Source organism: Stomatobaculum longum (assembly GCA_000242235.1).
Lineage (GTDB): Bacteria > Bacillota > Clostridia > Lachnospirales > Lachnospiraceae > Moryella > Moryella longum.
On sequence record JH590862.1, the window covers coordinates 68,519 to 91,049 of the forward strand.

General features: G+C 58.1%; 22 protein-coding genes and 1 other annotated feature. Of the genes, 2 read left to right on the plus strand and 20 right to left on the minus strand.

Annotated features, from left to right (window positions below; translation table 11 throughout):
• Positions 1-6 precede the first annotated feature (6 nt).
• The 20 genes from HMPREF9623_RS03225 to HMPREF9623_RS03320 all read right to left on the minus strand — a co-directional run bounded on the left by HMPREF9623_RS03225 (position 7) and on the right by HMPREF9623_RS03320 (position 19,602).
• Entirely contained in the window at positions 7-639 is a 633-nt protein-coding gene (locus tag HMPREF9623_RS03225; RefSeq protein WP_009532458.1) for an RnfABCDGE type electron transport complex subunit G, read from the minus strand.
• A complete protein-coding gene (locus HMPREF9623_RS03230; protein WP_009532459.1) occupies positions 636-1,601 on the minus strand; it encodes an RnfABCDGE type electron transport complex subunit D in 966 nt (321 codons plus the stop codon). The genes HMPREF9623_RS03225 and HMPREF9623_RS03230 overlap by 4 nt, the downstream gene beginning before the upstream one ends.
• 3 nt (positions 1,602-1,604) lie before the next feature.
• Entirely contained in the window at positions 1,605-2,969 is a 1,365-nt protein-coding gene (rsxC, locus tag HMPREF9623_RS03235; RefSeq protein WP_009532460.1) for an electron transport complex subunit RsxC, read from the minus strand.
• Positions 2,970-3,093: 124 nt separating this feature from the next.
• Entirely contained in the window at positions 3,094-4,866 is a 1,773-nt protein-coding gene (argS, locus tag HMPREF9623_RS03240) for an arginine--tRNA ligase (RefSeq protein WP_009532461.1), read from the minus strand.
• 62 nt (positions 4,867-4,928) lie between these two features.
• Positions 4,929-5,492 carry an elongation factor P gene (gene efp, locus HMPREF9623_RS03245; protein WP_009532462.1) on the minus strand — a complete coding sequence of 188 codons (564 nt, stop codon included), beginning with the start codon at positions 5,490-5,492 and terminating at the stop codon, positions 4,929-4,931.
• An 88-nt stretch (positions 5,493-5,580) separates the two neighbouring features.
• On the minus strand, positions 5,581-6,447 hold the full coding sequence (aroE, locus tag HMPREF9623_RS03250) for a shikimate dehydrogenase (RefSeq protein WP_009532463.1): 867 nt from the start codon (positions 6,445-6,447) through the stop codon (positions 5,581-5,583).
• Positions 6,444-6,947: a YqeG family HAD IIIA-type phosphatase gene (locus HMPREF9623_RS03255; protein WP_009532464.1), complete on the minus strand. Its 504-nt coding sequence runs from the start codon at positions 6,945-6,947 to the stop codon at positions 6,444-6,446. The genes aroE and HMPREF9623_RS03255 overlap by 4 nt, the downstream gene beginning before the upstream one ends.
• Positions 6,944-7,408, minus strand: coding sequence for a transcriptional regulator NrdR (gene nrdR, locus HMPREF9623_RS03260; protein ID WP_009532465.1), 465 nt, complete (start codon positions 7,406-7,408; stop codon positions 6,944-6,946). Before nrdR ends, HMPREF9623_RS03255 begins: the two co-directional genes overlap by 4 nt.
• Positions 7,409-7,410: 2 nt before the next feature.
• Positions 7,411-8,397: a TAXI family TRAP transporter solute-binding subunit gene (locus HMPREF9623_RS03265; RefSeq protein WP_009532466.1), complete on the minus strand. Its 987-nt coding sequence runs from the start codon at positions 8,395-8,397 to the stop codon at positions 7,411-7,413.
• A gap of 184 nt (positions 8,398-8,581) precedes the next feature.
• Entirely contained in the window at positions 8,582-9,832 is a 1,251-nt protein-coding gene (locus tag HMPREF9623_RS03270) for a sodium/glutamate symporter (protein WP_009532467.1), read from the minus strand.
• A gap of 155 nt (positions 9,833-9,987) precedes the next feature.
• Positions 9,988-10,680 carry a response regulator gene (locus tag HMPREF9623_RS03275; protein WP_009532468.1) on the minus strand — a complete coding sequence of 231 codons (693 nt, stop codon included), beginning with the start codon at positions 10,678-10,680 and terminating at the stop codon, positions 9,988-9,990.
• Positions 10,680-12,308 (minus strand): sensor histidine kinase, encoded by a 1,629-nt coding sequence (locus HMPREF9623_RS03280; protein WP_009532469.1) that lies wholly within the window; start codon positions 12,306-12,308, stop codon positions 10,680-10,682. The genes HMPREF9623_RS03275 and HMPREF9623_RS03280 overlap by 1 nt, the downstream gene beginning before the upstream one ends.
• Before the next feature lie 220 nt (positions 12,309-12,528).
• The gene (gene trpA / locus HMPREF9623_RS03285; protein WP_009532470.1) at positions 12,529-13,311 is read right to left on the minus strand and encodes a tryptophan synthase subunit alpha; all 783 of its coding nucleotides are present in this window, start codon (positions 13,309-13,311) and stop codon (positions 12,529-12,531) included.
• Entirely contained in the window at positions 13,304-14,503 is a 1,200-nt protein-coding gene (gene trpB, locus HMPREF9623_RS03290; RefSeq protein WP_009532471.1) for a tryptophan synthase subunit beta, read from the minus strand. Before trpB ends, trpA begins: the two co-directional genes overlap by 8 nt.
• A 4-nt stretch (positions 14,504-14,507) precedes the next feature.
• Complete coding sequence (locus HMPREF9623_RS03295; protein ID WP_009532472.1) at positions 14,508-15,128, minus strand: phosphoribosylanthranilate isomerase; 621 nt, start codon at positions 15,126-15,128, stop codon at positions 14,508-14,510.
• A 1-nt stretch (position 15,129) separates the two neighbouring features.
• A complete protein-coding gene (gene trpC / locus HMPREF9623_RS03300) occupies positions 15,130-15,930 on the minus strand; it encodes an indole-3-glycerol phosphate synthase TrpC (RefSeq protein WP_009532473.1) in 801 nt (266 codons plus the stop codon).
• Entirely contained in the window at positions 15,927-16,955 is a 1,029-nt protein-coding gene (trpD, locus tag HMPREF9623_RS03305; RefSeq protein ID WP_009532474.1) for an anthranilate phosphoribosyltransferase, read from the minus strand. Before trpD ends, trpC begins: the two co-directional genes overlap by 4 nt.
• A 28-nt stretch (positions 16,956-16,983) precedes the next feature.
• A complete protein-coding gene (locus HMPREF9623_RS03310) occupies positions 16,984-17,565 on the minus strand; it encodes an anthranilate synthase component II (protein ID WP_009532475.1) in 582 nt (193 codons plus the stop codon).
• A complete protein-coding gene (locus HMPREF9623_RS03315; RefSeq protein WP_009532476.1) occupies positions 17,549-19,018 on the minus strand; it encodes an anthranilate synthase component I family protein in 1,470 nt (489 codons plus the stop codon). Before HMPREF9623_RS03315 ends, HMPREF9623_RS03310 begins: the two co-directional genes overlap by 17 nt.
• Before the next feature lie 72 nt (positions 19,019-19,090).
• Positions 19,091-19,331 (minus strand) — a binding site (T-box leader).
• Positions 19,332-19,371: 40 nt separating this feature from the next.
• Complete coding sequence (locus HMPREF9623_RS03320) at positions 19,372-19,602, minus strand: DUF1858 domain-containing protein (protein ID WP_009532478.1); 231 nt, start codon at positions 19,600-19,602, stop codon at positions 19,372-19,374.
• Between the two features lie 177 nt (positions 19,603-19,779).
• On the opposite strand from HMPREF9623_RS03320, the gene HMPREF9623_RS03325 reads away from it, so the two are divergent.
• Complete coding sequence (locus HMPREF9623_RS03325; protein ID WP_009532479.1) at positions 19,780-21,303, plus strand: hypothetical protein; 1,524 nt, start codon at positions 19,780-19,782, stop codon at positions 21,301-21,303.
• Positions 21,300-22,499 (plus strand): FMN-binding protein, encoded by a 1,200-nt coding sequence (locus HMPREF9623_RS03330; RefSeq protein ID WP_009532480.1) that lies wholly within the window; start codon positions 21,300-21,302, stop codon positions 22,497-22,499. Before HMPREF9623_RS03325 ends, HMPREF9623_RS03330 begins: the two co-directional genes overlap by 4 nt.
• Positions 22,500-22,531 lie beyond the last annotated feature (32 nt).

Below are 22,531 nucleotides of genomic sequence, written 5' to 3' on the forward strand. Positions count from 1 at the left end.
CCCCTCTCACTGATTTAAGCCGTTGTTCACGAAGTAAAGCGCTGCGTTGACGGAATTGGTCACGGCGCGGGATGTAATCGTCGCACCGGAGATTGCGTTGATCTTGTCGTTGTCGAGCTCACCGTCGCCGGCCTTGGTGACCGTAAACTTCTCACCCTTCTTGCCGTTGAACTGTTTGTACCAGTCGGTGTCGCGCGCATTCATGCCGAGACCTGCCGACTCCGCGATGGTGAGGAACGCAATGCCGTTTACCGTCTTGTTGTCGGACTGGATGCCGACCGAAATCGAGACCAGACCGCCGTAGCCGTCTTTCGAACCTGCGTTGATGATGTGACCGACGACATTGCCGCTCGTATCGACCGCATCGACCACCTTGTCAATCATGACATTGCCGAAGCCCTGCTCCGCGAGAGAGGCCGCATCCGCCGCGATCAGCTTGTCGCTGTCCGGATTCTCCTTAAAGTCCGCGGCATCCGGAAATACCTTCTTGTAAGCCGCGATGGTCGCCGCATTCTGTGCTGCCTGAATCGGCTCGTAGGTCACCGTGTAGACGATGCCGAGCAGAAGACCTGCAATCACCGTGATCAGCATGAGGCGCAGTGCATCGCTCACAAACGAAGTCTCTTTTGTCTTGCTCATGCCTTTTTTGCCTCCCTTCTGCCGAATGCCTTCGGAATCGTAGCGCCCTCAATGAGCGGCGAAAGCATGTTGCCGATGATGATGGAGTAAGAAACGCCCTCGGCACCCGTACCGAAGATACGGAAGAGGCCGGTCAGAATGCCGATGATGACGGCATAAATCATCTGGCCCTTCTTGGTGAGCGGCGTCGACGCATAGTCGGTCGCCATGAAGAACGCACCGAAGATCAGACCGCCGCCGAGCACCTGCGCGAGAACGTAGTTCAGGCTGTGCTCGCCGAAGATGAACACAAAGATTGCGGTCGTCACAATGTAGATGACCGGAATCTCAAAGCTGATAACCTTTCTCCAGAGCAGATAGGCCGCGCCGAGGAGCAGGGCAATCGCGGAAACTTCACCGATGGTGCCAGGAATATGTCCCACGAAGAGCTGGAACAGATTCACATCCGCCGTCGCCGGGGTGCCGGCCTTCAGGGCGGTCTTCATGACAGCGAGCGGCGTTGCGCCCGTCGTCGCATCGAAGTTAATCGACTTCGAGGTGAAGTTGTTCATGTACTTCGCGAGCGAAATCAGCAGGAAACATCTGCCGGCGAGTGCCGGGTTCATGAAGTTCTGGCCGAGGCCGCCGAACATCTGCTTTGCGATGATGATGGCAAAGACTGCGCCGAGCGCCGGAATCCAGAGCGGAATCTCCGGCGGCATGTTGAGCGCGAGAATCAGTCCCGTGACAACCGCCGAGCAATCCGTAATCGTCACTTCTTTTTTCATGCCGCGCTGCCAGAGGTACTCGGAGAGCACCGCCGCCAGAACGGTCACCAGAATCACGAAGAGCGAATGGATGCCGAACTGTACCACGCCGTAGACCGCGGTCGGAATCATCGCGATACAGACATCCAGCATAATCTCCCGCGTCGAAGCGCGGTCTCTCACATGCGGAGAGGCGGAAACATTTAATACATTCATCGCTTACTTTGTCTCCTTTCCGCTCGCTGCCTTCTCTGCGGCAGCCTTCTGACGCCGCTCTTCGCCGATGCGGCGCTTCATCTGCTTGAACGCCTGAGTCAGCGGGCGTCTCGCGGGACAGATGTAGGAACAGCTGCCGCACTCGATGCACTCCATGCCGTAGAGCTTCTCATAGCCTGCGCTGTCGCCGTTCATGCAGCTCTTCATCATGAGCACCGGAACCAGGAACTCGGGACATACCTCGCCGCAGCGTCCGCAGCGGATGCACGGGCTCTCCGGATTCTTCTCGACCTCATCCTCGAGGAAGCAGGTCAGCGAAGAGGAATTCTTTGTGACCGGGACATCGGTCGTGTACATCGCCTGTCCCATCATCGGACCGCCCGAGAGAATCTTCTTCGGGTCCGCCTTGAAACCGCCGGCCGCCTCGATGATGTCGTTGTAGTTCATGCCGGTTCTGACCTTGAAGTTCTGCGGCTCCTTGATTGCGTCGCCCGTAATCGTGATGACACGCTCCAGAATCGGCGTCCGCTTACAGACCGCATCGTAGATTGCCATGACCGTGTTCACATTGTCCACGACACAACCCGCATCCGCCGGAAGCATCGAGGAGTTGATCTCTCTGCCGGTCACCGCGTAAATCAGCGAGCGCTCGCCACCCTGCGGGTACTTGGTCCGGAGTGCCTCCACCGAAATCTTCGGCTCGTCTTTGACGAGCGCGCGGAGCTTCTCGATGGCCTTCGGCTTGTTGTTCTCGACGCCGATCACCGCCTTCGCGTTCTCGAAGAGCTGTAACATGACCTTGAGACCGCCGATCAGCCGCTCCGGCTCCTCGATCATCATGCGATAGTCGCAGGTCAGATAGGGCTCGCACTCTGCGCCGTTCACAATGATGTAGTCGATCTTCGACTCGTCCTTCGGCGTGAGCTTTACATTGGTCGGAAAGCCCGCACCGCCGAGACCCACAATGCCGGCTTCCCGCACAATGTCCCGGATTTCCTGCTTGCTGAGCTTTGTCGCATCCCTGTCTTCGCCGAGACCCTCGACCGCCGTATACTGACCGTCGTTCTCGATCACGATTGAGATGCTCTTCGCGCCGCCTGCCGTGACGCGGGGCTCAATCTTCTTTACTTTCCCCGACACGGAGCTGACCACGACCGCCGAGATAAAACCGCCTGCCTCGGCGATTTTCTGTCCCACCAGCACCTCATCGCCGACCTTGACAATCGCCTTGGCCGGTGCGCCGATGTGCTGCGAGAGGGGATATACCATCTCGCCGGAAGTCGGTTTCAGCACTGTGACAGCTCTGTCCATCGAGAGCTCCTTGCCCTCAAACGGATGGACGCCACCTCGAAAAGTTGCCAATCCCATCTGACTACCCTCTTTCTTTCAGATTCTGTTACTCTCTGCGTTAATATTATAACATGCCGATAACGGCACAATTAGGAAAAACCACGCAAAGCGTGGTTTTTTTTCCATACAAGCGTCGCATTTTTTACATGCGCTCCGGTACTTCCATGCCGAGCACACCGAGACAATATGTAATGACAATCTCGGCGGTCTGAATCAGCGCGAGGTAAGCGCGCTTCTTCTCCTCGTCCGGCTCCTGCAGAATGCGAACCGCGTGGTAGAAGGAATTGAAGTGATTCGAGAGCTCGTAGAGATACTGGCAGATGCGGTGCGGCGCGAGTTCCTTCCAGGCCGCGCGCAGCACTTCCGGATAACGCGCCAAATCGAGGAAGAGTGCCTTTTCGCTCTCGCTCTCCGCCGGTCGTAAATCCGCCGCCGTGATGGCTGCGCCGCCCTGATTCGCATACTTTTTAAGGATGGACTTAATCCGGACCGCCGTGTAGAGAATGTAGGGACCGGTGTTGCCCTCAAACGACGCAAAGCGCTCGAGGTCAAAGACATAGTCCTTCGAGGCCTGGTTCGAGAGATCCGCATATTTCAGCGCGGCGAGCGCGACCGTCTTCGAGGTCTTCTCTGCCTCCTCGGGCGAAATCTCCGGATTCTCCGCAATGCGGGTCGAGACTGCCTCCCGAATCTCCCGGATCAGGGTCTCAAGACGCATCACACCGCCCTCACGGGTCTTAAAGGGCTTTCCGTCCTTGCCGTTCATCGTGCCGAAGCCGATGTAGATGAGTTCGTGTTCCGGCGGGACGATGCCGGCCTTCCGCGCGACGCGGAAAAACTGCGTGTAGTGGAGCTCCTGGCGCTTGTCCGCAATGTAGATATAGCAGTCCGGCGAGAGGGTCGCCTCGCGGTCAATGAGGGTCGCGAGGTCGCTCGTCGCATAGAGCGCTGCGCCGTCCGACTTCCGGACAATGCAGGGCGGCAGTTCCTTCTTGTCGCCGGGCTCCGCGATGTCCACGACAAGTGCGCCCTCGGAGCTTCTCGCAATGCCACGCTTCTCAAGGTCTTCGAGGAGCGCCGGGATAAAGGGCTGCGCGTCGGACTCACCCTTCCAGAGCTCGAACGAGACCGCAAGCGCATCGTAGTTCTTCTTTAAATCCGCCTTCGAGATGCGGAGAATGTGCTTCCAGAGCGCCGTAAAACCCGGATCGCCGCTCTGGAGTTTCACAGTCGCAAGGTGGGCCGCCTCGGCAAAGGCCTCGTCCTCCTTGGAGCGCTTGCTCGCGGTCGGGTAAATCTCCTCGAGCTCGGAAATCGTAAACGGCGCTTCTTCCGGATAGTCACCCGTATGGCTCTCGTCAAAGTACGGGAGTTCCGGCTTCCGGCGGCGCAACTCCTCGATGATAAGTCCCATCTGGAGGCCCCAGTCGCCGAGGTGCACATCGCCTATCATCTCGTTTCCGAAAAATGCGCCCATGCGCTTCAAGGCCTCGCCGATGATGGCCGAGCGCAGGTGTCCCACATGGAGCGGCTTTGCGACATTTGCGCCGCCGTAGTCGACGACAATCTTTCTGTTCTCATCGCGCACGGCGCCGCACTGCGGCTGCTCCCGGAGGGCGCGCACCGCCGTCGCGAGCGCATCCGGGCTCACGCGGAGGTTAATGAAGCCCGGCGGCACGGCGCCGACTTCCGAGAAAAGGCTCTCTTTCTTCAGTTCCGCGGCGACTGCCTCGGCGACCTCGAGCGGCCGCTTGCCGGCCTTCTTTGCGACTGCCATGGCGCCGTTGCACTGGTACTCGCAGAGATCCGGGCGGTTCGAGAGTTGCACAGAAGCCTGCGCCTCCGGATACCCGGCTGCCACAAAGGCGCGCGCCACGCTCTCGTTCATTTCTTCCAGGATTGTTTTCACTGCCATATCTTTCCCCCAATGTGAAGAAGAGCAGCCCGGCAACGGGCTGCCCTTCGCAAGTCTGTCTTTTAGTTCTGCGCTCTGCCGAGATACTCGCCCGTGCGGGTGTCGATCTTGACGCGATCGCCGATGCCGACAAAGAGCGGCACGGAAATCTGTGCGCCGGTCTCGACCGTCGCCGGCTTCTGTGCACCGGTTGCCGTGTTGCCCGCGAAGCCCGGCTCGGTCTCCGTGACCTCCAGCTCCACAAAGAGCGGCGGCTCGACCGAGAACACATTGCCGTTGTAGGAGACAACCTTGACCATCTCGTTTTCCTTGACGAACTTCAGCGCATCGCCGATCAGGTCCTTGTTCAGCGAAATCTGATCGTAGGTCTCGGTGTTCATGAAGTTGTACATGTCGTCGTCCGCATAGAGATACTGCATCTCAACGCGGTCAATGCGTGCAGCGGGGAATTTCTCCGTCGGACGGAAGGTGCGCTCAGTCACAGCTCCTGTCATCACGTTTTTAATCTTGGTGCGCACGAACGCTGCGCCCTTGCCCGGCTTCACATGCTGGAATTCAATGATCTGATAGACCGCGTTGTCAATCTCGAGCGTGATGCCGTTCCTGAAATCACCTGCAGAAATCATAAGTTAACCCTCCATCCATTCGTTCCCAAATAGTCTACTGTATTCTACGATAGGCAAAAACTTTTCGCAAGCCTTTTTCCGCTTTTCCCTAGGCCGGAAGCGCCCCTTTGGCAAGCGTCAAGAGCTCTTCCTCCTGTTCCGCCGTGCACCGCTTGCCCGTCCAGAGCGAAAAGGCGTGCGCGCCCTGGGAAATCAGCATCGCGAGGCCGCCTGCGACCGGCTTTCCCGCCGCGCGGGCAAGCCGCAGAAATTTTGTCTCCTCCGGCGTATAGACAATGTCCGCGGCCGCCGAGAGCTTCTCGAAAAACCGCGGGTCTTCCACAATAGTCTCCTCCGTGTTCGGCCACATGCCGACACTCGTGCACTGAATGCAGAGATAGTCGTTGCCCGGAAGCTCACGCCAGTGCTCGAGTGCCGCCGTCCGCACGGTAAGGAACGGGTTAATGTCCCGCACAGCCTTTGCGAGCGCCTCCGCGCGCGCGGTGTTCCGATTCAGAATCACCAGTTCGGCAGCCCCGCCCGTCGCAGCGAGCACCGCCGCGCTCCGCGCCGCGCCGCCCGCACCGAGCAGCAGGATATGCGCGCCTTCCATCCGCAGATTTCTTCGCGCAAGCATGGTCGCCATGCCGGCAATGTCGGTGTTGTGTCCGACATAGCCCTCCTCCGTCCGGACCAGCGTGTTCACGGCGCCGATCAGTCTCGCCTCTTCGCTGAGACCGCAGAGATGCGGTATCACAGCTTCCTTATAGGGAACGGTCACATTGAACCCTGCAATACCAAGCGCGTGCGCACCGCAGATTGCCGCGCCGAGTTCTTCCGGATTTTTGACTTCAAAGGGCAGATACGCGACATTTTCCCCGCAAACCGTCGCGAGCGTATTCTGAAGCAGCGGGGACAGGCTGTGCCCGATCGGATGCGCGAGCAGTCCGAGAACTTTGGTCTTTGCGTCAATCATTTCTCGGCTCCCTTCTTTCTCCGGTAAAGTGCGAGCACAGGGCGCTCGAGGAGACGCTTCAGACGAATCTGTATCTCTTCGCGCGACTCCATCGGCTGTACGAGAAGACTGTGCATCCCCGCGCGGTTGGCTCCCCAGATGTCCGTGAAGAGCTGGTCGCCGATTGCGATGGTCTCGGCGGGCGCGGTCCCCATGCGCGCCATGGCCTTCCGGTACCCGTAACGTCTGGGTTTTAGGGCGCGCTCCACATACGGGAGGTTCACAGCCGTCGCAAACGGCAGAATGCGCGCGGCCTTGTTGTTCGAGACCAGGCACATCCGGAAGCCCGCGGTCTTCAGGCGCTGAATCAGTGCACGGCAGCGCGCATCAACCGGCGCATCCGGCGGCACCAGGGTATTGTCAATGTCAAAGACAATGCCGCGTATGCCGCGCGCCGTCAGGCTCTCAAAGGGGAAGTCGTAGACAGAGCGCACCTCTTCCTCGGGGAAAAAGACACTCATGCCTGCTCCTTCTGCGAGATGAGCTTGTTGATCTCCGCCATAAAGGTGTTGACATCCTCAAACTCCCGGTAGACCGAGGCAAAGCGCACATAGGCGACCGGATCCACCTTCTTTAACTGCTCCATGACCATCTCGCCGATGACCGTCGAGGGGATTTCTCTCTCCTCGCGATTAAAGAGCGCGGTCTCGACAGCGTCGGTCATCGCCGTGATCTGCGCCGAGCTGATGGGGCGCTTGTGACAGGAACTCACAATGCCGCGCTCAATCTTCGCGCGGTCATAGGCTTCCCGCGAGTTATCCTTCTTGATAATCATGAGCGGCATGGTCTCCGGCTTCTCATAGGTCGTAAAGCGCTTGCCGCAGCGCTCACACTGCCGGCGCCGCCGTATGGTCGCATTTTCGTCCGCGGGGCGGGAATCAATGACGCGCGTATCGGGCGCATTGCAAAACGGGCATTTCATGTTTATTTTTCCTCCGTGAGACCCTGGTCTCGGTAATATCGCAGTGCGCCGTCATGCAGCGGTAACGGCAACTCTCCCAGATAAAATGCTTTGTCGGTGACATTCGCAAACCCCCGGCGCTTTTTTGCAAGTTCGGGCAGTGCGGCATACAGCTGCTCTGTCAGCTGATAGACAAGCGCCTCATCCATATCCGCACGCACGCAGAGCAGACATTTGACGCCGAAGCTCGGAATATCTTCGTCCTGGCCGGGATAACTGCCCTTCGGAATTACGGTCGCAAAATATTGCGGTTCGGCGGCCAGAATTTTTTGAATTTCCGCCGCGTCATAGCGGAGCAAGGTGCTCTTTTTGGCGGTCGCGAGCTTTTCCAGTCCCGGCGCCGGAACGCCGGAGAGCGCGTGTACCGCTTTTGCCCGCCCCGAGAGCACAAGATCGGCTCCCGAGCCGATGCCGCCGTTCATGGTATAGCCCTCTTCCGGTACCTGCAGCGCCTTCAGCGCGGCGCGCGCGGCGTACTCTGTCGCGGATCCCTCGGGCCCCACGATAACCGGCAGACCTTTTAAATCCGAAACCCGCATAAGGCCGCTCTCCTCCAAAGCCATCCACTGGCTCACGCTCGGAAAAACCGCCCCGATGACACGGAGCGTTTCGCCGCCCGGTTCGTTTTTTGCCGCCGCCGCGACATCCGCCGTAATCAGTGCGAGATCCACATCGCCCGCCAACAGCCTCTTCATATTTTCCGGCGAACCGGTCGAAGCTTTCAGATTAAAGCGGAGCGTCTCGCTGCGCTTCTGCAGAGCGTCCGCGATATCCGCGCCGCTCGCATACAGGCTACCACCGGTGTCCCCGGTTCCCATCGTGAGCCAGGTGAATTTCTTCGCTTTTTTCGCGCGCCCGCGCTGCACCGCACAGGCGGAAAAGGCGCATAAAAAAGCAAGGCAAAGCGCTATCACCGCGCGCTTTTTCCTCGCGGCAGACATTTCTTTCATTCCGCGGCTCCTCTCTGTTTTCGGAATCAATATCAATTCGGAAACGCTGAAAAAAGCAAGCAGAATACGGTCGGTGGGTTCAGCGTTTTTTGATTATATCATCTGTATTTCTATGCTTCAAGTTTGCAACAAAAAAACACCTCCCGTCGAAACGGGAGGTGCCGCAGAGTTTCATTTTTTTGATTTACTTGCCGAAGAAGCTTCCCATCAGCGAGAGGCAAATCGGGTTGTAAATATCGTCGATGATGACGGCGAAGGAGGGATAGAGCACCCACGCGACATCGTGGTAACCGTACTGATCCATAACGGCCTTCTCGTTTGCGACGGCGTTCGGACCGGAACCGCAACCCCAGCCGCAGTTACCTGCCGCCATGACCGCTGCACCGTAGTCCTTGCCGAAGAGGTTGAAGGAGATGAAGATCGCAAAGATTGCCATCATGATAGCCTGTGCGACAAGGATGATGCCCATCTGACCCGCAACCGGTGCGAGCTTCGTGATGTCGATCGTCATCAGCACGAGTGCGAGGTAGAGCTCGAGGAACATGTGCTCAATCGCCTCGGTCTCCGGCACTCTCGTGTCGACGCCGAGCGCCTCCATCACGTTTCTGCCAATGGCACCCGCGAAGAGGCAGCCGATGAACTTCGGCATCTCAATCATCGGGATCGAGTCGAGCAGCATGTAAATCGGCATACCGAGTGCCGCGAGCAGCAGGCAGGTCGCGAATGCGTAAATCATGCGCGTGTTGTCGAGGGTCGGCTTCTCGCCGGTTCTCTGTGCCTCCGGCTTGTCGTTCGGGTCGGACTTGAGGCCCTTGCTCGTAATCAGGTAAGCCGCAACCGGGCCGCCGATCAGGGAGCCCATGATGTTGCCGAGCGTACCGGCCGCAACACCGACCGTCGTCGCATCCGCCGCGCCCATCTTCTCGAAAATCGGGCCGAACGCGGAAGCCGTGCCGACACCGCCAGACATCGAAGCCGAGGAGCACTGGAGTGCGAGCAACGGATTCATGCCGATTGCATGTGCGAGTGCAACGCCGAGGATGTTCTGCAACGTAATCAGCAGGCAAGCCGCGAACGCAATCATGATGCAGAGCTTGCCGCCCGCATTCTTCAGCATCTTCGCGCTGAAGCCGTAGCCCACGCAAAGGAAGAAGAGGTTCTGGCAAAGGTCCTTCATGATCTTTGCGTCGAAGGTGAATTCCATAATGCCCGCGCCCTTGATGCCGGAAATCACCAGCGAGAAGATGAGGCCCGAGACAACCGGTGCCGGAATTGCATACTTCTGCAGTGCCTTGGACTTCGACACGAGGAAGCGTCCGAAGAAGATGACCAGCGCTGCGAATCCGAGTGTCGTCAGATACTCGAATTGGAAGCCGGCAAGCTTACCCGCCTCTGCTGCGGCGTACTTGCCAAAGTAACCCATGAGTGTTTCCATAATTTTCCCCTTTCACGTTTGGAAACTGTAGCGGTATAATTATAAAATTTCCATAAATTTTTGCAAGCTTTTTTTTACCGAAAACAAAAAGAGCGGATTTCCCTTCCCGAAAATCCGCTCTTTGCACGATACATCATCCGAATGATTCTGTTTTTTTATTGGAATTCGCGGTATTGATAGAGAATACCGGGTCTGCCGCCGGTCTGATAGTCAATGGTGCTCGTGAGCTCACCGCGCTCCACAAGGAAACTCACATAGCGGCGCACCGTGATGCGGGAAAGGCCTATCTGCGTCGCAATCGCCTCGCTCGTAAAGCGCTGTCCGAGGTGATTCCGAAGATATTCGCGCACCAGAGAAAGCGTCTGGCGGTTCATCCCCTTCGGCAGCGGCTCGGAATCCTGCAGTCGCTCGGCGGCACCGCGGGAGAGCATGCGGTCAATCTCTTCCTGCCGCATTCCCGTTCCGGCGTCCTGCAACACTTCTCTTCTTCTGCGGAAGCGCTCCAGACCCTCGCGGAAACGATCGTACTCAAAGGGCTTTACAAGGTAATCGCTGATGCCGCGGGACAGAAGCTCCTGCACAATCTCCACGCTGTTTGCCGAAGTCACCATAATGACCTCCGGGCGCATACCGGTCTCGTGGAGCTTATCCAGGAACTCATCTCCGTTCATGCCGGGCGTGTAGTAGTCCAGCACGACGAGGTCAATTTCCTCGGTCTGAAAGAGTTCCAGTGCTTCCTCTCCATTTTTACATACAGCGACGACCGTAAAGTCTGCGGTCCTCTCGACATAACTCCGGTCAATGGATGCTACCATCGGGTCATCTTCTACAATCAATACTCGATACATCACTCTACTCCTTTCCGGCGCTCTGCGCTCTGTAAAGCGGTCAGGGTTATTGTAAAACAGCTGCCCTCACCGGGCTCTGTCTCGACGGAGACTTCACCGCCGTACTTATCCGCCACCTGTTTGACCAGGTAGAGACCCGTGCCGTGGTTCTTTCCCTTCGTGCTGACACCCCTTATAAAGATACGATCCAGCATGGCGGGGTCTATGCCCCTGCCGCTGTCCTCGCAACTTATCACATTGACCCCCGGCTTGGCAAAGACGCCGAGGTGAATCTCTCCGTTCTTTTCGTCGCTCTCCTTGAGTTCTTCGATGGCATTTTCCAGCAAATTCCCTATGACGGTCACATATTCGCCGGGTTCCATCAGAAGGTCCCGCTCCATCAGACTGCTGCCGGGCTCGAGACTCAAACGTATGCCGCTCTCGGCCGCATGCATCATTTTGCCGATGACCAGCGCACAGACCTCCGACACGCGAAGTGCATTTGCCGTATCCCGGACAGACTGACTGGAGACAAGATTAGAGTTTATGATAAATTCCTTTGCCTTGTCAATTTCTCCCGTTTGCAAATAGCCCAGAATGATGTGCAGCTTGTTCAGAAACTCGTGATTAAAGGCGCGCAGCGTATCCATCATATTGCGCGCACCGGAGAGTTCGTCGGAGAGACGAAGCGCCTCCGTTCTGTCCTGCAGAATGAGTAGCACCCCGCCGGGCTGCTCGCCGTGCTCGGTCACAGGCACCTCATTGATCAGCAGGGTCTGGTCTCCGTTCACGTACATCTGGTTCATGACGGCGGTACCGTCCTCGAGAATCTGCTCAAAGTGCGTGTCCGGAAACACTTCCTTTAAGGATTTTCCGACCAGCGCGCAGCTCTGTCCGGCGAGCAAGAGCTCCGCCGGCTTGTTGGCAAACAGAATCTTTCCGTTCTGCCCGACCGAGACAATGCCCTCCGCGAGAGAATTGATGACCTCATCCTGTTTCACATAGAGACTCAGAAGTTCCACCGGCTCGTGCCCGAGGAGCATGGTCCGCTGGAAACGGAAAAAGGCACCGGTCAGCAGAATGCTGAGCAACAGCATTGCGAGAAACATCGCGACATAGACCAGCATAATCTGCTGACTCTGTCCCGTGATTTTTGAAACAGCAACCGAAACCATGACGAAACCTTCCGTCACGCCCTCTGCATTCCGAATCGCATGAAAGGCGCAGTGCAACGGGCCGTCCGTACCCTGGACGGTCGTGATGTACGGCGCTGCTCCCGTGAGGATGCGCGTCTCATCTCCGTCCACATACATATCGCCCGCCATATGACGACTAGTCTGATAGAAGCGCAAGCCGTTGCGATCTGCAATCAGAATGGAGTCGATGCCCGAGACGAACTCGGTAATCGCCTCAAGCTGCTCGGTCACCCCCGGATCCGGATACCCCGCTTCGAGCATGTCGTGAACCCCCCGAAGCTCGGCGACATAGGTTGCCGCATCGGTAATCTTACGATCCAACGCCTTCCGCTCTCTGGCGATATCCATCGCAAGGGTAAACCCCAAACTGCAGAGAAGAATCACCGTGACCAAGACTGTCATGGTCAGATAGAGCCGGTGTTCCATGTCTCTTCTGCTACCCTTTTCCCTCATTCTGTCCCACCTTCGCACTGTTTTGGCTGCTCGTTTCTACGAATTCAGCTGGCAAGTCCCGAAGCCGGACGCAAGGCTTACAGGGTGCTAGTTTGTCACAAAACACCAAGAACTGTCAAGTATAACTTCAAAATTTTCTATCTTATTTGCTATTTTCCGACACTTTCGGCGCCTGTTTCCGTATTTTGTTCGTATGGTTCCTTTTTAACACATTTAGCGCTCATTGGAAAGTATTTGCTGCCGTTTTCATCTCCCGCACATAGCGCGCAATTTCCTCGTCGGCCTCGCACCCTTTTTCCGCCATGATGCGGACAATCGCGGAGCCAACAATCACGCCGTCCGCAACCGCCGCCATGCGCTTGGCCTGTGCCGGCGTCGAAATACCGAAGCCGATGGCGGCCGGAAGCGACGGGTTTGCCTGCCGCACCGATGCGAACATGCCCGAAAGATCTGTGTTAATCTCCTGCCGCACGCCGGTCACGCCGAGCGAAGAGACCACATAGAGAAAACCCTCGGCCGCAGCCGCAATTTCCCGAATGCGCGCCATCGAAGTCGGCGCAATCATAGAGATAAAGTCGATGCCGACTGCCCGGAATGCAGGCGCAAACTCCTCCTTCTCCTCAAACGGCACATCGGGGAGGATGATACCGTCAATACCGACTTCCGCCGCGCGCGCCGCGAAGCGCGCAATGCCGTAGGAAAAGACGACATTCGCATAGGTCATGAAGACGAGCGGCGTCGTGAGCTCTTCGCGGAGCTCCGCCACCATCCGAAAGACCGCATCGGTCGTGACGCCGCCCGAGAGCGCGCGGAGATTGGCTGCCTGAATCACAGGACCCTCCGCCGTCGGATCGGAGAACGGGATGCCGAGCTCCACGAGGTCCGCGCCGGCCGCGACTGCCGCCCGCACATTCCGCTTGGTGCTCTCGAGGTCCGGATCCCCGCAGGTGATAAAGGGAATAAACGCTTTGCCGTTTTGAAACGCCTGTCTGATGTTACTCATGGAGATTCTCCCCTCTGTAGCGCGCGATTGCCGCGACATCCTTGTCACCGCGCCCGGAGAGCGTGACGACAATCACCTTGTCCCTGTCCATGGTCGGCGCGAGTTTTCTCGCATATGCCACCGCATGGGCACTTTCAATCGCCGGGATAATGCCCTCGGTCCGCGCAAGATATTCAAATGCATCGACTGCCTCGTCGTCCGTGACCGGCACATATTCCGCGCGGTGCAGATCGTGGAGATAGGCGTGTTCCGGCCCGACTCCCGGATAGTCGAGTCCCGCCGAAATCGAGTAGACCGGCGCAATCTGGCCGTACTTGTCTTGGCAGAAATAGGACTTCATCCCGTGGAAAATGCCGAGCGAGCCCACATTGACGGTCGCCGCCGTCTCCATCGTGTGAATGCCTCTGCCCGCCGCCTCGCAACCGATGAGGCGCACGGACTTGTCGCCGATAAAATGGTAGAAGGAGCCGATTGCATTGCTGCCGCCGCCCACGCAGGCAATCACGGCGTCCGGGAGACGCCCCTCTTTCCGCTGCATCTCTTCCTTAATCTCCTTCGAGATAATTGCCTGAAAGTCGCGCACCATGGTCGGGAACGGATGCGGCCCCATACAGGAGCCGATGCAGTAGTGCGTGTCCTCAATCCGCGCGGTCCACTCGCGCATCGCCTCGGAGACCGCGTCCTTCAAGGTTCTGGTTCCGGTCTTCACTGCCACAACCTCGGCGCCGAGCAGGCGCATGCGGTACACATTGAGCGCCTGGCGCACCGTATCCTCTTCGCCCATGTAGACGACACATTCCATGTTTAAGAGCGCCGCAACCGTCGCGGTCGCGACACCGTGCTGACCCGCGCCGGTCTCCGCAATCAGGCGCTTTTTGCCCATGTACTTGGCGAGCAGTGCCTGGCCGAGCGCGTTGTTGATCTTGTGGGCGCCGGTGTGATTCAGGTCCTCGCGCTTTAAGTAAATTTTTGCGCCGCCGAGGTCCTCGGTCATGTGCTTCGCATAGTAGAGACGGCTCGGCCGCCCCGCATACTCGTTCAGGAGCTCCGTGAGTTCCGCGTTGAACTTCGGATCGTCTTTGTAGCGCTTGTAAGCTTCTTCGAGCTCAATCACCGCATTCATCAGGGTTTCCGGGATATACTGTCCGCCGTGGACGCCGAAGCGCCCGTCTCTCTCTGTCTCCTGTGCCATGGTTTTACCTCTCTGTCTCCGAATCCGCTCTGCGGACAGCTTCCGCAAAAGCTCGCATCTTCTCCGGGTCTTTCTGCCCGTCTGTCTCGAGTGCCGAACTCACATCGACCCCGCGCGGCGAAAGTGTTCTGATTGCTTCGCCGACATTCTCTGTGTCCAAGCCGCCCGCCAGCATATAGGGGCGGGAAAAGTCTCTGAGCCACTCCCAGGCAAAAGTTTTGCCGCTCCCCTTGCCGCTGTCAAAAAGCAGGAGATCTGCCCGGCTCTCCTCAGCCCGCACCAACACTTCGTTCCCCGTGACCTGAAACGCCCGCCATACGGGTTTCCCGGTCAGGGCGCGCACCCGTTCCAAACTCTCCTCGCTCTCGTTTCCGTGTAACTGAATACAATCCAGCGGCACCTGTGCCGCAATCTCCGCGATTTCCTCCGGACTCTGATCCACAAAAACGCCGACCGCCCGTATCCGGGAATCGAGCGCGCCCCGGAGCTCTCTCGCTGTCTCCGGACTCACGGCGCGTCTTGCGCCCGCCGCGAACACAAAGCCGATGTAGTCCGGCAGGCAGGCATTTGCCGCGAGGATATCCGCTTCCCGCCGCATCCCGCAGAATTTCAGTTCTGTCGCCATCTCAGGCCTCCTCATAGCCCTTCCGGAGTGCCTGAAGCAGTTCCGCCTTATTCTCCGCACGCATCAGCGCCTCACCGACCAGAATGCCGTCCGCGCCGACTGTCCGAAGTGCCCGCGTGTCGGCCGGTGTCCGCACGCCGCTCTCCGCGATAAAAATGCAGTTGTCCGGCGCCGCCGCGCGGAGGCGAAGGCTGTTTTCCATATTGACCGAAAAGGACTTTAAGTCGCGATTGTTAACGCCGATCAGGCGCGCCCCGACTTCCGCCGCCCTTCCCACTTCTTCCTCATCGTGCGCTTCGACGAGCGCCGAGAGCCCTAACTCCTCCGCGATGCCGAGGTACTCTTCGAGTTCCGACCGTCCGAGCAAAGCGCAAATGAGGAGCACCGCCGAGGCGCCGAGTTCCCGCGCCTCGTAGATGAGATAGGGGTCCACCGTAAAATCCTTCCGGATACAGGGAAGGGAGACCGTTGCCGCAATCTCGCGGAGATAGCGGTCATCCCCGAGAAACCACTTCGGCTCGGTCAGCACCGAGATACAGGATGCCCCGGCTGCCTCATAGGCCTTTGCGATTTCAAGATAGGGAAAGTGCTCGGCAATCACGCCCTTCGAAGGAGAGGCCTTCTTGACCTCCGCAATCACCGAGAGTCCCGGTTCCCGGAGCGCCGTTTCAAAGGGAAACCCGCTAAGCGCTTCTCTTTCTCTAAGCTGCCGCTTCAATTCCGCGAGCGGCAGCTTTCTCTTCTTCTCTTCGACGCGCTCCCGCGCATGTGCCGCGAGTGCGTCCAGAACGGTGCCCGTCACTTTGCCGCCTCATTCGAGAGACGGATATATTTTTCATAGGTCTCAAGCACCTTGCCCTCGTCAATCAGACGCCCGGCAAGCTGTACGCCCTCTTTGAGGCTCTCGGCTTTGCCGCCGATGTAGAGCGCCGCGCCCGCATTTAAGAGCACTGCCGTGCGGCGCGTGCCTCGCTCCTCGCCGGAGAGAATTTCCCGCGCAATCCGCACATTCTCCGCCGGGTTTCCGCCGACCAGCTCTTCTTTTTTGCCGCGCTGCAGCCCGAAGTCCTCGGGCTTAATGATAGCTGAGTGAAAGCTGCCGTCACGGAGCTCACAGACAGTGCTCGGCGCGCTCGCCGAAATCTCGTCCATCTTGTCCTGACCGTAGACCACAAGTGCTCTCTCGACACCGAGGCGCTTCAGGACATTTGCGAGCGGCCACACAAGGTACTCGTCGTAGACGCCGAGTACAAAATACTGCGGAGACGCCGGATTCGTGAGCGGTCCCAGAATATTAAAGACCGTGCGGAAACCGAGTTCGCGGCGGATTGCGCCGACATACTTCATCGAAGCATGGTAGTGCTGCGCAAAGAGGAAGCAGATATTGATCTCATCGAGCAGCTTCTTGCAGAGTTCCGGGTCCTGGTTGATGTTGATGCCGGAGGCCTCGAGGAAGTCCGCGGAGCCGCAGTCGGAGGACGCCGCGCGGTTGCCGTGCTTTGCGACCTTGATGCCGGCCGCGGCCGCGACCAGCGCGGAAATCGAAGAGATATTAAAGGTCTTGGCGCCGTCACCGCCTGTGCCGACAATTTCCAGGGTCGGCTTGTCGTACTCCACCTTCATGGCGTGGGCGCGCATCGCCGCCGCGCAGCCCGAAATCTCATCCGTCGTCTCCGCCTTTGCGCTCTTTGTGGACATGGCCGCTAAAAAGGCCGCGTTCTGCACCTGCGAGCTCTCGCCGCTCATGACCTCGTTCATCACCGCATAGGCTTCGTCGTAGCTCAGATCTTCTTTGTTGACAATTTTGATAATCGCTTCCTTAATCATCGTCTGGATTCTCCTTTTGCTGTTTTGCTTATGCGAGGATTTTTGCCGCCCGCAGGAAATTTTTGACCATCGCCGTGCCTGTCGGCGTGAGAATGGATTCCGGGTGAAACTGCACGCCGTAGACCGGGTAATTCTTGTGTTCAATCGCCATAATCTCGCCGTCTGCCGTCCGCGCCGTCACGCGGAGCACGGACGGTAGCGTCTCCTCGACGGCGGCGAGACTGTGATAGCGCGCCACCTCGACCTGCTCCGGCAGTCCCCGGAACAAGACGCTGTTGGTGTCCAGCACGGTTCTCGACTGCTTGCCGTGCATCAGCTGCTTCGCATAGCCGACTTTGCCGCCGTAGGCGAGACACATGGCCTGTTCACCGAGGCACACGCCGAGCAGCGGAATTTTTTTGCCGAGTTTCCGTATCACTTCGACCGTGACGCCGGCGTCCTCCGGACGGCCGGGACCCGGCGAGAGAATAATCGCGTCCGGCTGTTTCGCTGCGATTTCTTCGACGGTCAGCGCATCGTTCCGGATGACTTCCATCTCCCCGGTGAGGCTCCCGATTAACTGGTACAGGTTATAGGAAAAGCTGTCATAGTTGTCAATCAAAAGTATCATCTGCCGCCTCCTCAATGGCTCTCAGCACGGCCGCCGCCTTGTTGCGGCACTCCGCATATTCCTTCTCCGGCACCGAATCCGCGACCAGACCCGCGCCGCTCCTCACATAGACCTTGTCCTTCATCCGATAGGCGAGGCGTATGCCGATGCAGGTATCCAGGTTTCCGTTGAAATCGATATAGCCGATTGCGCCGCCGTAAATGCCGCGCTTTTCCTTCTCCATCTCCGCAATCAGCTCCATCGCGCGGTACTTCGGCGCACCGGAGAGCGTCCCCGCCGGGAGCACCGCATCAATGGCATCGAGCGCATCGCAGTCCTCACGGATTTCACCGCGGACCGCCGAACCGATGTGCATGACATGCGAGAAGCGGAGCACTTCCCGAAGTCTCTCAACCGCAACCGTCCCGAAGCGGCTGATTTTTCCGAGGTCGTTTCTGCCGAGGTCCACGAGCATATTGTGCTCGGAGAGTTCCTTTTCATCCGCGAGCAGCTCTCGCTCGAGTGCCGCATCCTCTGCCGCGTTCTTGCCGCGCGGTCTCGTGCCGGCAAGCGGGAAGGTGTGCAGTTCGCCGTCCTCGAGTTTGACCAGCGTCTCCGGCGAAGCGCCCGCAACCTCGAGAGTCGGGCTCGACAGGAAGAAGAGATAGGGCGAAGGGTTCAGGGTCCGGAGCGCCCGGTAGGTATTGAGGAGCGACCCCGAAAAGTCCGCTTCGAGGCGGTTACTCAGCACCAGCTGGAAAATATCACCCTCGTGGATATGATGTCTCGTCTTCTCGACCAGCGCCGCATATTCCTCCGCCGTGAACTGCGGGCGGAAGTCCGAGATGACATGTCCACCCGTCTTCTCGACCGGCGGTTCGCTTTGCAAAAGCTTCCGCATCTCCCGCAAGGTCTCGAGCACCGCCGCATAGTTCTCTTCCAGCTTGTCGAGCGCCACATTGACAATCAGGATGATTTTCTGCCGGTGGTGGTCAAAGGCGATGATCTTCGTAAAGAGCATGAGATCCACATCCCGAAAGCCCTCGCGGTCCCCGTTCGCGAGCCGCAAGGTCGGCTCCGCGTATTTCACATAATCGTAAGCAAAGTAACCGACCAGGCCTCCGGTAAAAGGCGGGAGTTCCGGAATGCGCGGCGCGCGGTACCGATCGAGCAGTGCCCGGATTTCATTCTTCGGGTGCGTCGTGCGGTGCTTTTCTTCTCCGATTTCGATCTCGCCGTCGAGGCAGCGGATCGTGAGTCCCGGATCGTAGCCGAGAAAGCTGTAACGCCCCCAGCGCTCCTTATCCTCCGCCGACTCAAAGAGAAAACAGTGGGAACCCTGTCCGCGCAGTATCCGCAGCACCTCGACCGGGGTTCTCAAATCGGCGTAGAGCTCCGTCGCAAGTGCCGCCATCGTGTACTGTCCGCTGTCCCGGTAGTCTTTCAGCGTCTCCAGACTCGGAAATGTTTTCATGCTTTGCCTCCTTCTTGGTCCGCGCTGTCCGCCGGCACAAAAAAATCCCCGGCAGACATGCGTCAACATGCTGCCAGGGACGAAATCATAAACTCCGCGGTGCCACCCTGTTTTATGGTAAAACCATACCCTTGTCGGGATACCAACATATCCCCGGCAACTGACGTATGCCCTCACGTCGCAGAATACTTGCCCCACGGCTTTCCCTGCGCCCTCAGCGGTCCATTTGACGACTTGTTTTTCATCTGCATCTCAGCATCGCAGACTCTCTGTAGAAGCATCATCGCCGTTATCTCCGCATCAACGGTTTGCAATTTGATTTCCCGCTATTTTAGTCGAATGATGCGCGGCTGTCAAGCCGGATTTTCCGTGATAATCCGGTTCAACTCCCGTTTGACCTTAAATGTGTTCAGCCCGTGCACGCGGCAGGCCTCGGCGAGTGTCTCCGCACCGGCCGCTGCGCAACCGAAACAATGCATGCCGAGACTCGACAAAAAGTCCTGCGTCTCCGGATACATATTCGCAATTTCTCCGATCAGATCTTCGCTGCCGACCGGTCCCTCTTCGTACTCGAAATCTTCCATATCTCTGTTTCCTCTCCGCCGCAGGCGTGCCGCGGCTTTTTTCAAAGTATACCCGTAAGGTCATCAAAAGTAAACGCGCAATTCATCTTTCGCTTGACGACTTTCTCTGTATTAGTGCATAATAACGTTGCATTAGAAGTCGCTAATAGCAAAGCACAACAAAGGGGGATTTTTCTCATGAGAAAACAGCTTTATCGCGTCCTTCCGGCACTCGTGGCGGCAGCGCTCCTCGCGGCCTGCGGCGGCAAGACGGGTGAGACAACGGCGGCAAGCGCGGACAGCAGCGCAGCTTCGAGCGCAGCGGCAGGCACCGAGGCAGCGGCCGAGGTTCCGGCACTTTCGTCCGACGAATATGTCTTCGTCAAAATGAATGTGCCCTACGCGGACTACTACTACGGCGAGCTGAAGGATGTTCAGCCGGAGGCTTACGCGAAGGATGCCAAGGCGCAGCTCGACAAGGCGGATGCCGTCGAAGCGGCAGGCTTCCGGAAAGAAGGCGAGTACGACGCGGTCACCTCTCCGACCGTCGGCAAGTACAAGAAATATAAGGGTGCCTTTGCCGAGGAGCAGGGCGAGACCTCTGTCTACAACGGTGTCGCGGACGTCAATGTCGCAATCGCAAAGCCCCTTTACGAGGATGCCAAGAAGGCCATCGAAGAGAAGAAAGAGGCAAAGAACCCAATTCTGACTCTTGTCGGCAATGTGACCGGCGAGGAGAGCGCACAGCCCGCCGAGTACAAGGTTCTGAATTCCGACGGCACGCTCTCGAAGACCTTCGGCAAGGTCACAAAGGCGGCGGATGTCAAGGCTTCGATCACAACCACCTCGAACTACGGCAACTACGAGCTCGACTTAAAGGGTGTCGATGTCGATCCGGACACGCTGCAGGGCGCTGTGCTCGAGACCTCGGACGGCGCAAAATACGGCTTAAAGCACCTCGATAACCTCTGGTTAAAGCCGGAAGAAATTGCCTTCTCCGCGGCAGCCTTCGAGGACAAGGCGCACAAGGCGGCCAAGCAGTATGAGCGTTTCGCCGACATCGGCGGCAAGACCATCAAGAAGGTCACTTATCTCGTGAAGGACGGCGACGATGTCGAGGTCGACACGGATCTCTTCGTGAAGAACCTCGCTCCGGCCGACTACAAGGTCACCGGCGATGAGAAAGTCACCTACACAGCCGACGGCAGCAAGATTAACTACACGCTCAGCACCGGTTCCGACGAGTACAAGCTCTCCCGCGTGATTTACCGCCGTGCGGATTCCGATGTCAAGGTTGACACCGCAACCGCAGGCGTCCTCACGCTTCCGAAGGAGGCAAAGCCGGGCACCTATCAGTTTGTCTTCTCGAATGACAAGCTCTCGGATGTCTCGTTCAGCTGCACGGTGGATTCGGGACTCACGGCAGATGACTTCAGCTTTGCGGACAACAAGCTCACCCTCAAGGAGAACGCACAGGGCCTCACCGTCGCGGACTACCTGAATACCACTTCCGCGGCAAAGGTCGGCGAGACCGAATATAAGGGCGGCAGAGCGAGAAAGTTCGGCACGACCGCATTCAACGAGGACGGCAGTGTGAAGCTCGACGCGACGACCGCAGGCGACAACGGCGATGTCAAGATCTTTGACGGCGCTTCCTCCTACCCGGTCACGCTCTCCGCAGACGGCTATCCGGAGCTCAGCTTTACCGTGGAGGCAAAATGAGTTTAGTGCTTTGCCTGGCTGTCACCGGCCTCTGCTTCTCCCTTTTGGAGAAGCAGATCCGGCGGCGGCCGGTTTTTTTCTATCTGTTTTTTGTGTTGCTCTCGCTTCTCAGCATCTTTTTGCCGAAACAGCTGACCGTACCGCCGCTCGCCTACCTGGTCAACCGCCTGTTGCGGCGCGGCGTACTCGCCGGCAGCATGTTCCTCTGGGTCATGTATGCAATCGTTCTGCCGCAAAAGAGCCGTCTGCAGCGCGTCATGATGACGCTCCGCGCGCAGATTGCGATCGGCGCCTCGATTCTGACCCTCGCGCACAATATTGCCTACGGACAGCGCTACTTTGTGCTGCTCTTTACGAATGCGGGGAAGCTGAAGAGCTATGAGCTGATTGCGTCCTGCTTCTCGCTCGCCATGATACTCCTTCTTCTGCCGCTCACCGTCACCTCCTTCCAAGTCGTGCGGCGTAAGATGAACGCGAAGCGCTGGAAACAGCTGCAGCGGTTCTCCTATCTCTTTTACGGACTGCTTTACCTGCACATCTGCTTCATCTACACCGGCGGTCTTCGCAAGGGAAAGAGCGAGTATCTCGTGCAGTTTGCGCTCTACACACTGCTCTACGGGATTTATCTCATGCTCCGGCTCACAAAGGCCTTTCTCAAAAAACCGCTGCCGACCGCACCGGACTACGCGGCAAAACGCGCAGCGAGACGGCGCAAAGTGATCTGCCTGCACGGCGCTATCAGCCTTCTGATGCTCCTCGTGCTTCTCTTTGCCTTCCGCACGGTGCAGGCCGGTAAGCAAGGCAGCGCGGACACGGCGCAGGTGCAAAGCACTTCCGCCGCAGAAAGCGCGAACAGCGCTTCCTCCGCTTCCGAGTCGGCAAGCAAAGCCGAAGACACAGGCGCGGCGCCTGCATGCGGCAGCGGCATTGCCGCCGCTGTCCCGGACGGCGAATACGAGGGCAAGGGCGTCGGCTATAACGGCAACATCAAGGTCAAGGTGAGCGTTGCCTGCGGCAAGATTACAGCCATCGAAATCCTGAAGACAGACGACGACGAAGAGTACTTCTACGACGCCAAGAAACAGGTCGTCAACGCCATTTTGGAACAGCAGACCACAGAGGTGGACGCCGCGAGCGGCGCGACTTCGAGCTCCGACGGCATCATGAAGGCCGTCAAGAATGCGCTGCAACCGTAACGAACTTTCATGTTCGGAACGCAAAAAGAGGA

Coding starts and splice junctions, on each gene's coding strand:
- HMPREF9623_RS03225 (WP_009532458.1), bottom strand. CDS start 639: ATGAGCAAGACAAAAGAGACTTCGTTTGTGAGCGATGCACTGCGCCTC.
- HMPREF9623_RS03230 (WP_009532459.1), bottom strand. CDS start 1,601: ATGAATGTATTAAATGTTTCCGCCTCTCCGCATGTGAGAGACCGCGCT.
- rsxC (WP_009532460.1), bottom strand. CDS start 2,969: ATGGGATTGGCAACTTTTCGAGGTGGCGTCCATCCGTTTGAGGGCAAG.
- argS (WP_009532461.1), bottom strand. CDS start 4,866: ATGGCAGTGAAAACAATCCTGGAAGAAATGAACGAGAGCGTGGCGCGC.
- efp (WP_009532462.1), bottom strand. CDS start 5,492: ATGATTTCTGCAGGTGATTTCAGGAACGGCATCACGCTCGAGATTGAC.
- aroE (WP_009532463.1), bottom strand. CDS start 6,447: ATGATTGACGCAAAGACCAAAGTTCTCGGACTGCTCGCGCATCCGATC.
- HMPREF9623_RS03255 (WP_009532464.1), bottom strand. CDS start 6,947: ATGAGTGTCTTTTTCCCCGAGGAAGAGGTGCGCTCTGTCTACGACTTC.
- nrdR (WP_009532465.1), bottom strand. CDS start 7,408: ATGAAATGCCCGTTTTGCAATGCGCCCGATACGCGCGTCATTGATTCC.
- HMPREF9623_RS03265 (WP_009532466.1), bottom strand. CDS start 8,397: ATGAAAGAAATGTCTGCCGCGAGGAAAAAGCGCGCGGTGATAGCGCTT.
- HMPREF9623_RS03270 (WP_009532467.1), bottom strand. CDS start 9,832: ATGGAAACACTCATGGGTTACTTTGGCAAGTACGCCGCAGCAGAGGCG.
- HMPREF9623_RS03275 (WP_009532468.1), bottom strand. CDS start 10,680: ATGTATCGAGTATTGATTGTAGAAGATGACCCGATGGTAGCATCCATT.
- HMPREF9623_RS03280 (WP_009532469.1), bottom strand. CDS start 12,308: ATGAGGGAAAAGGGTAGCAGAAGAGACATGGAACACCGGCTCTATCTG.
- trpA (WP_009532470.1), bottom strand. CDS start 13,311: ATGAGTAACATCAGACAGGCGTTTCAAAACGGCAAAGCGTTTATTCCC.
- trpB (WP_009532471.1), bottom strand. CDS start 14,503: ATGGCACAGGAGACAGAGAGAGACGGGCGCTTCGGCGTCCACGGCGGA.
- HMPREF9623_RS03295 (WP_009532472.1), bottom strand. CDS start 15,128: ATGGCGACAGAACTGAAATTCTGCGGGATGCGGCGGGAAGCGGATATC.
- trpD (WP_009532474.1), bottom strand. CDS start 16,955: ATGATTAAGGAAGCGATTATCAAAATTGTCAACAAAGAAGATCTGAGC.
- HMPREF9623_RS03310 (WP_009532475.1), bottom strand. CDS start 17,565: ATGATACTTTTGATTGACAACTATGACAGCTTTTCCTATAACCTGTAC.
- HMPREF9623_RS03315 (WP_009532476.1), bottom strand. CDS start 19,018: ATGAAAACATTTCCGAGTCTGGAGACGCTGAAAGACTACCGGGACAGC.
- HMPREF9623_RS03320 (WP_009532478.1), bottom strand. CDS start 19,602: ATGGAAGATTTCGAGTACGAAGAGGGACCGGTCGGCAGCGAAGATCTG.
- HMPREF9623_RS03325 (WP_009532479.1), top strand. CDS start 19,780: ATGAGAAAACAGCTTTATCGCGTCCTTCCGGCACTCGTGGCGGCAGCG.
- HMPREF9623_RS03330 (WP_009532480.1), top strand. CDS start 21,300: ATGAGTTTAGTGCTTTGCCTGGCTGTCACCGGCCTCTGCTTCTCCCTT.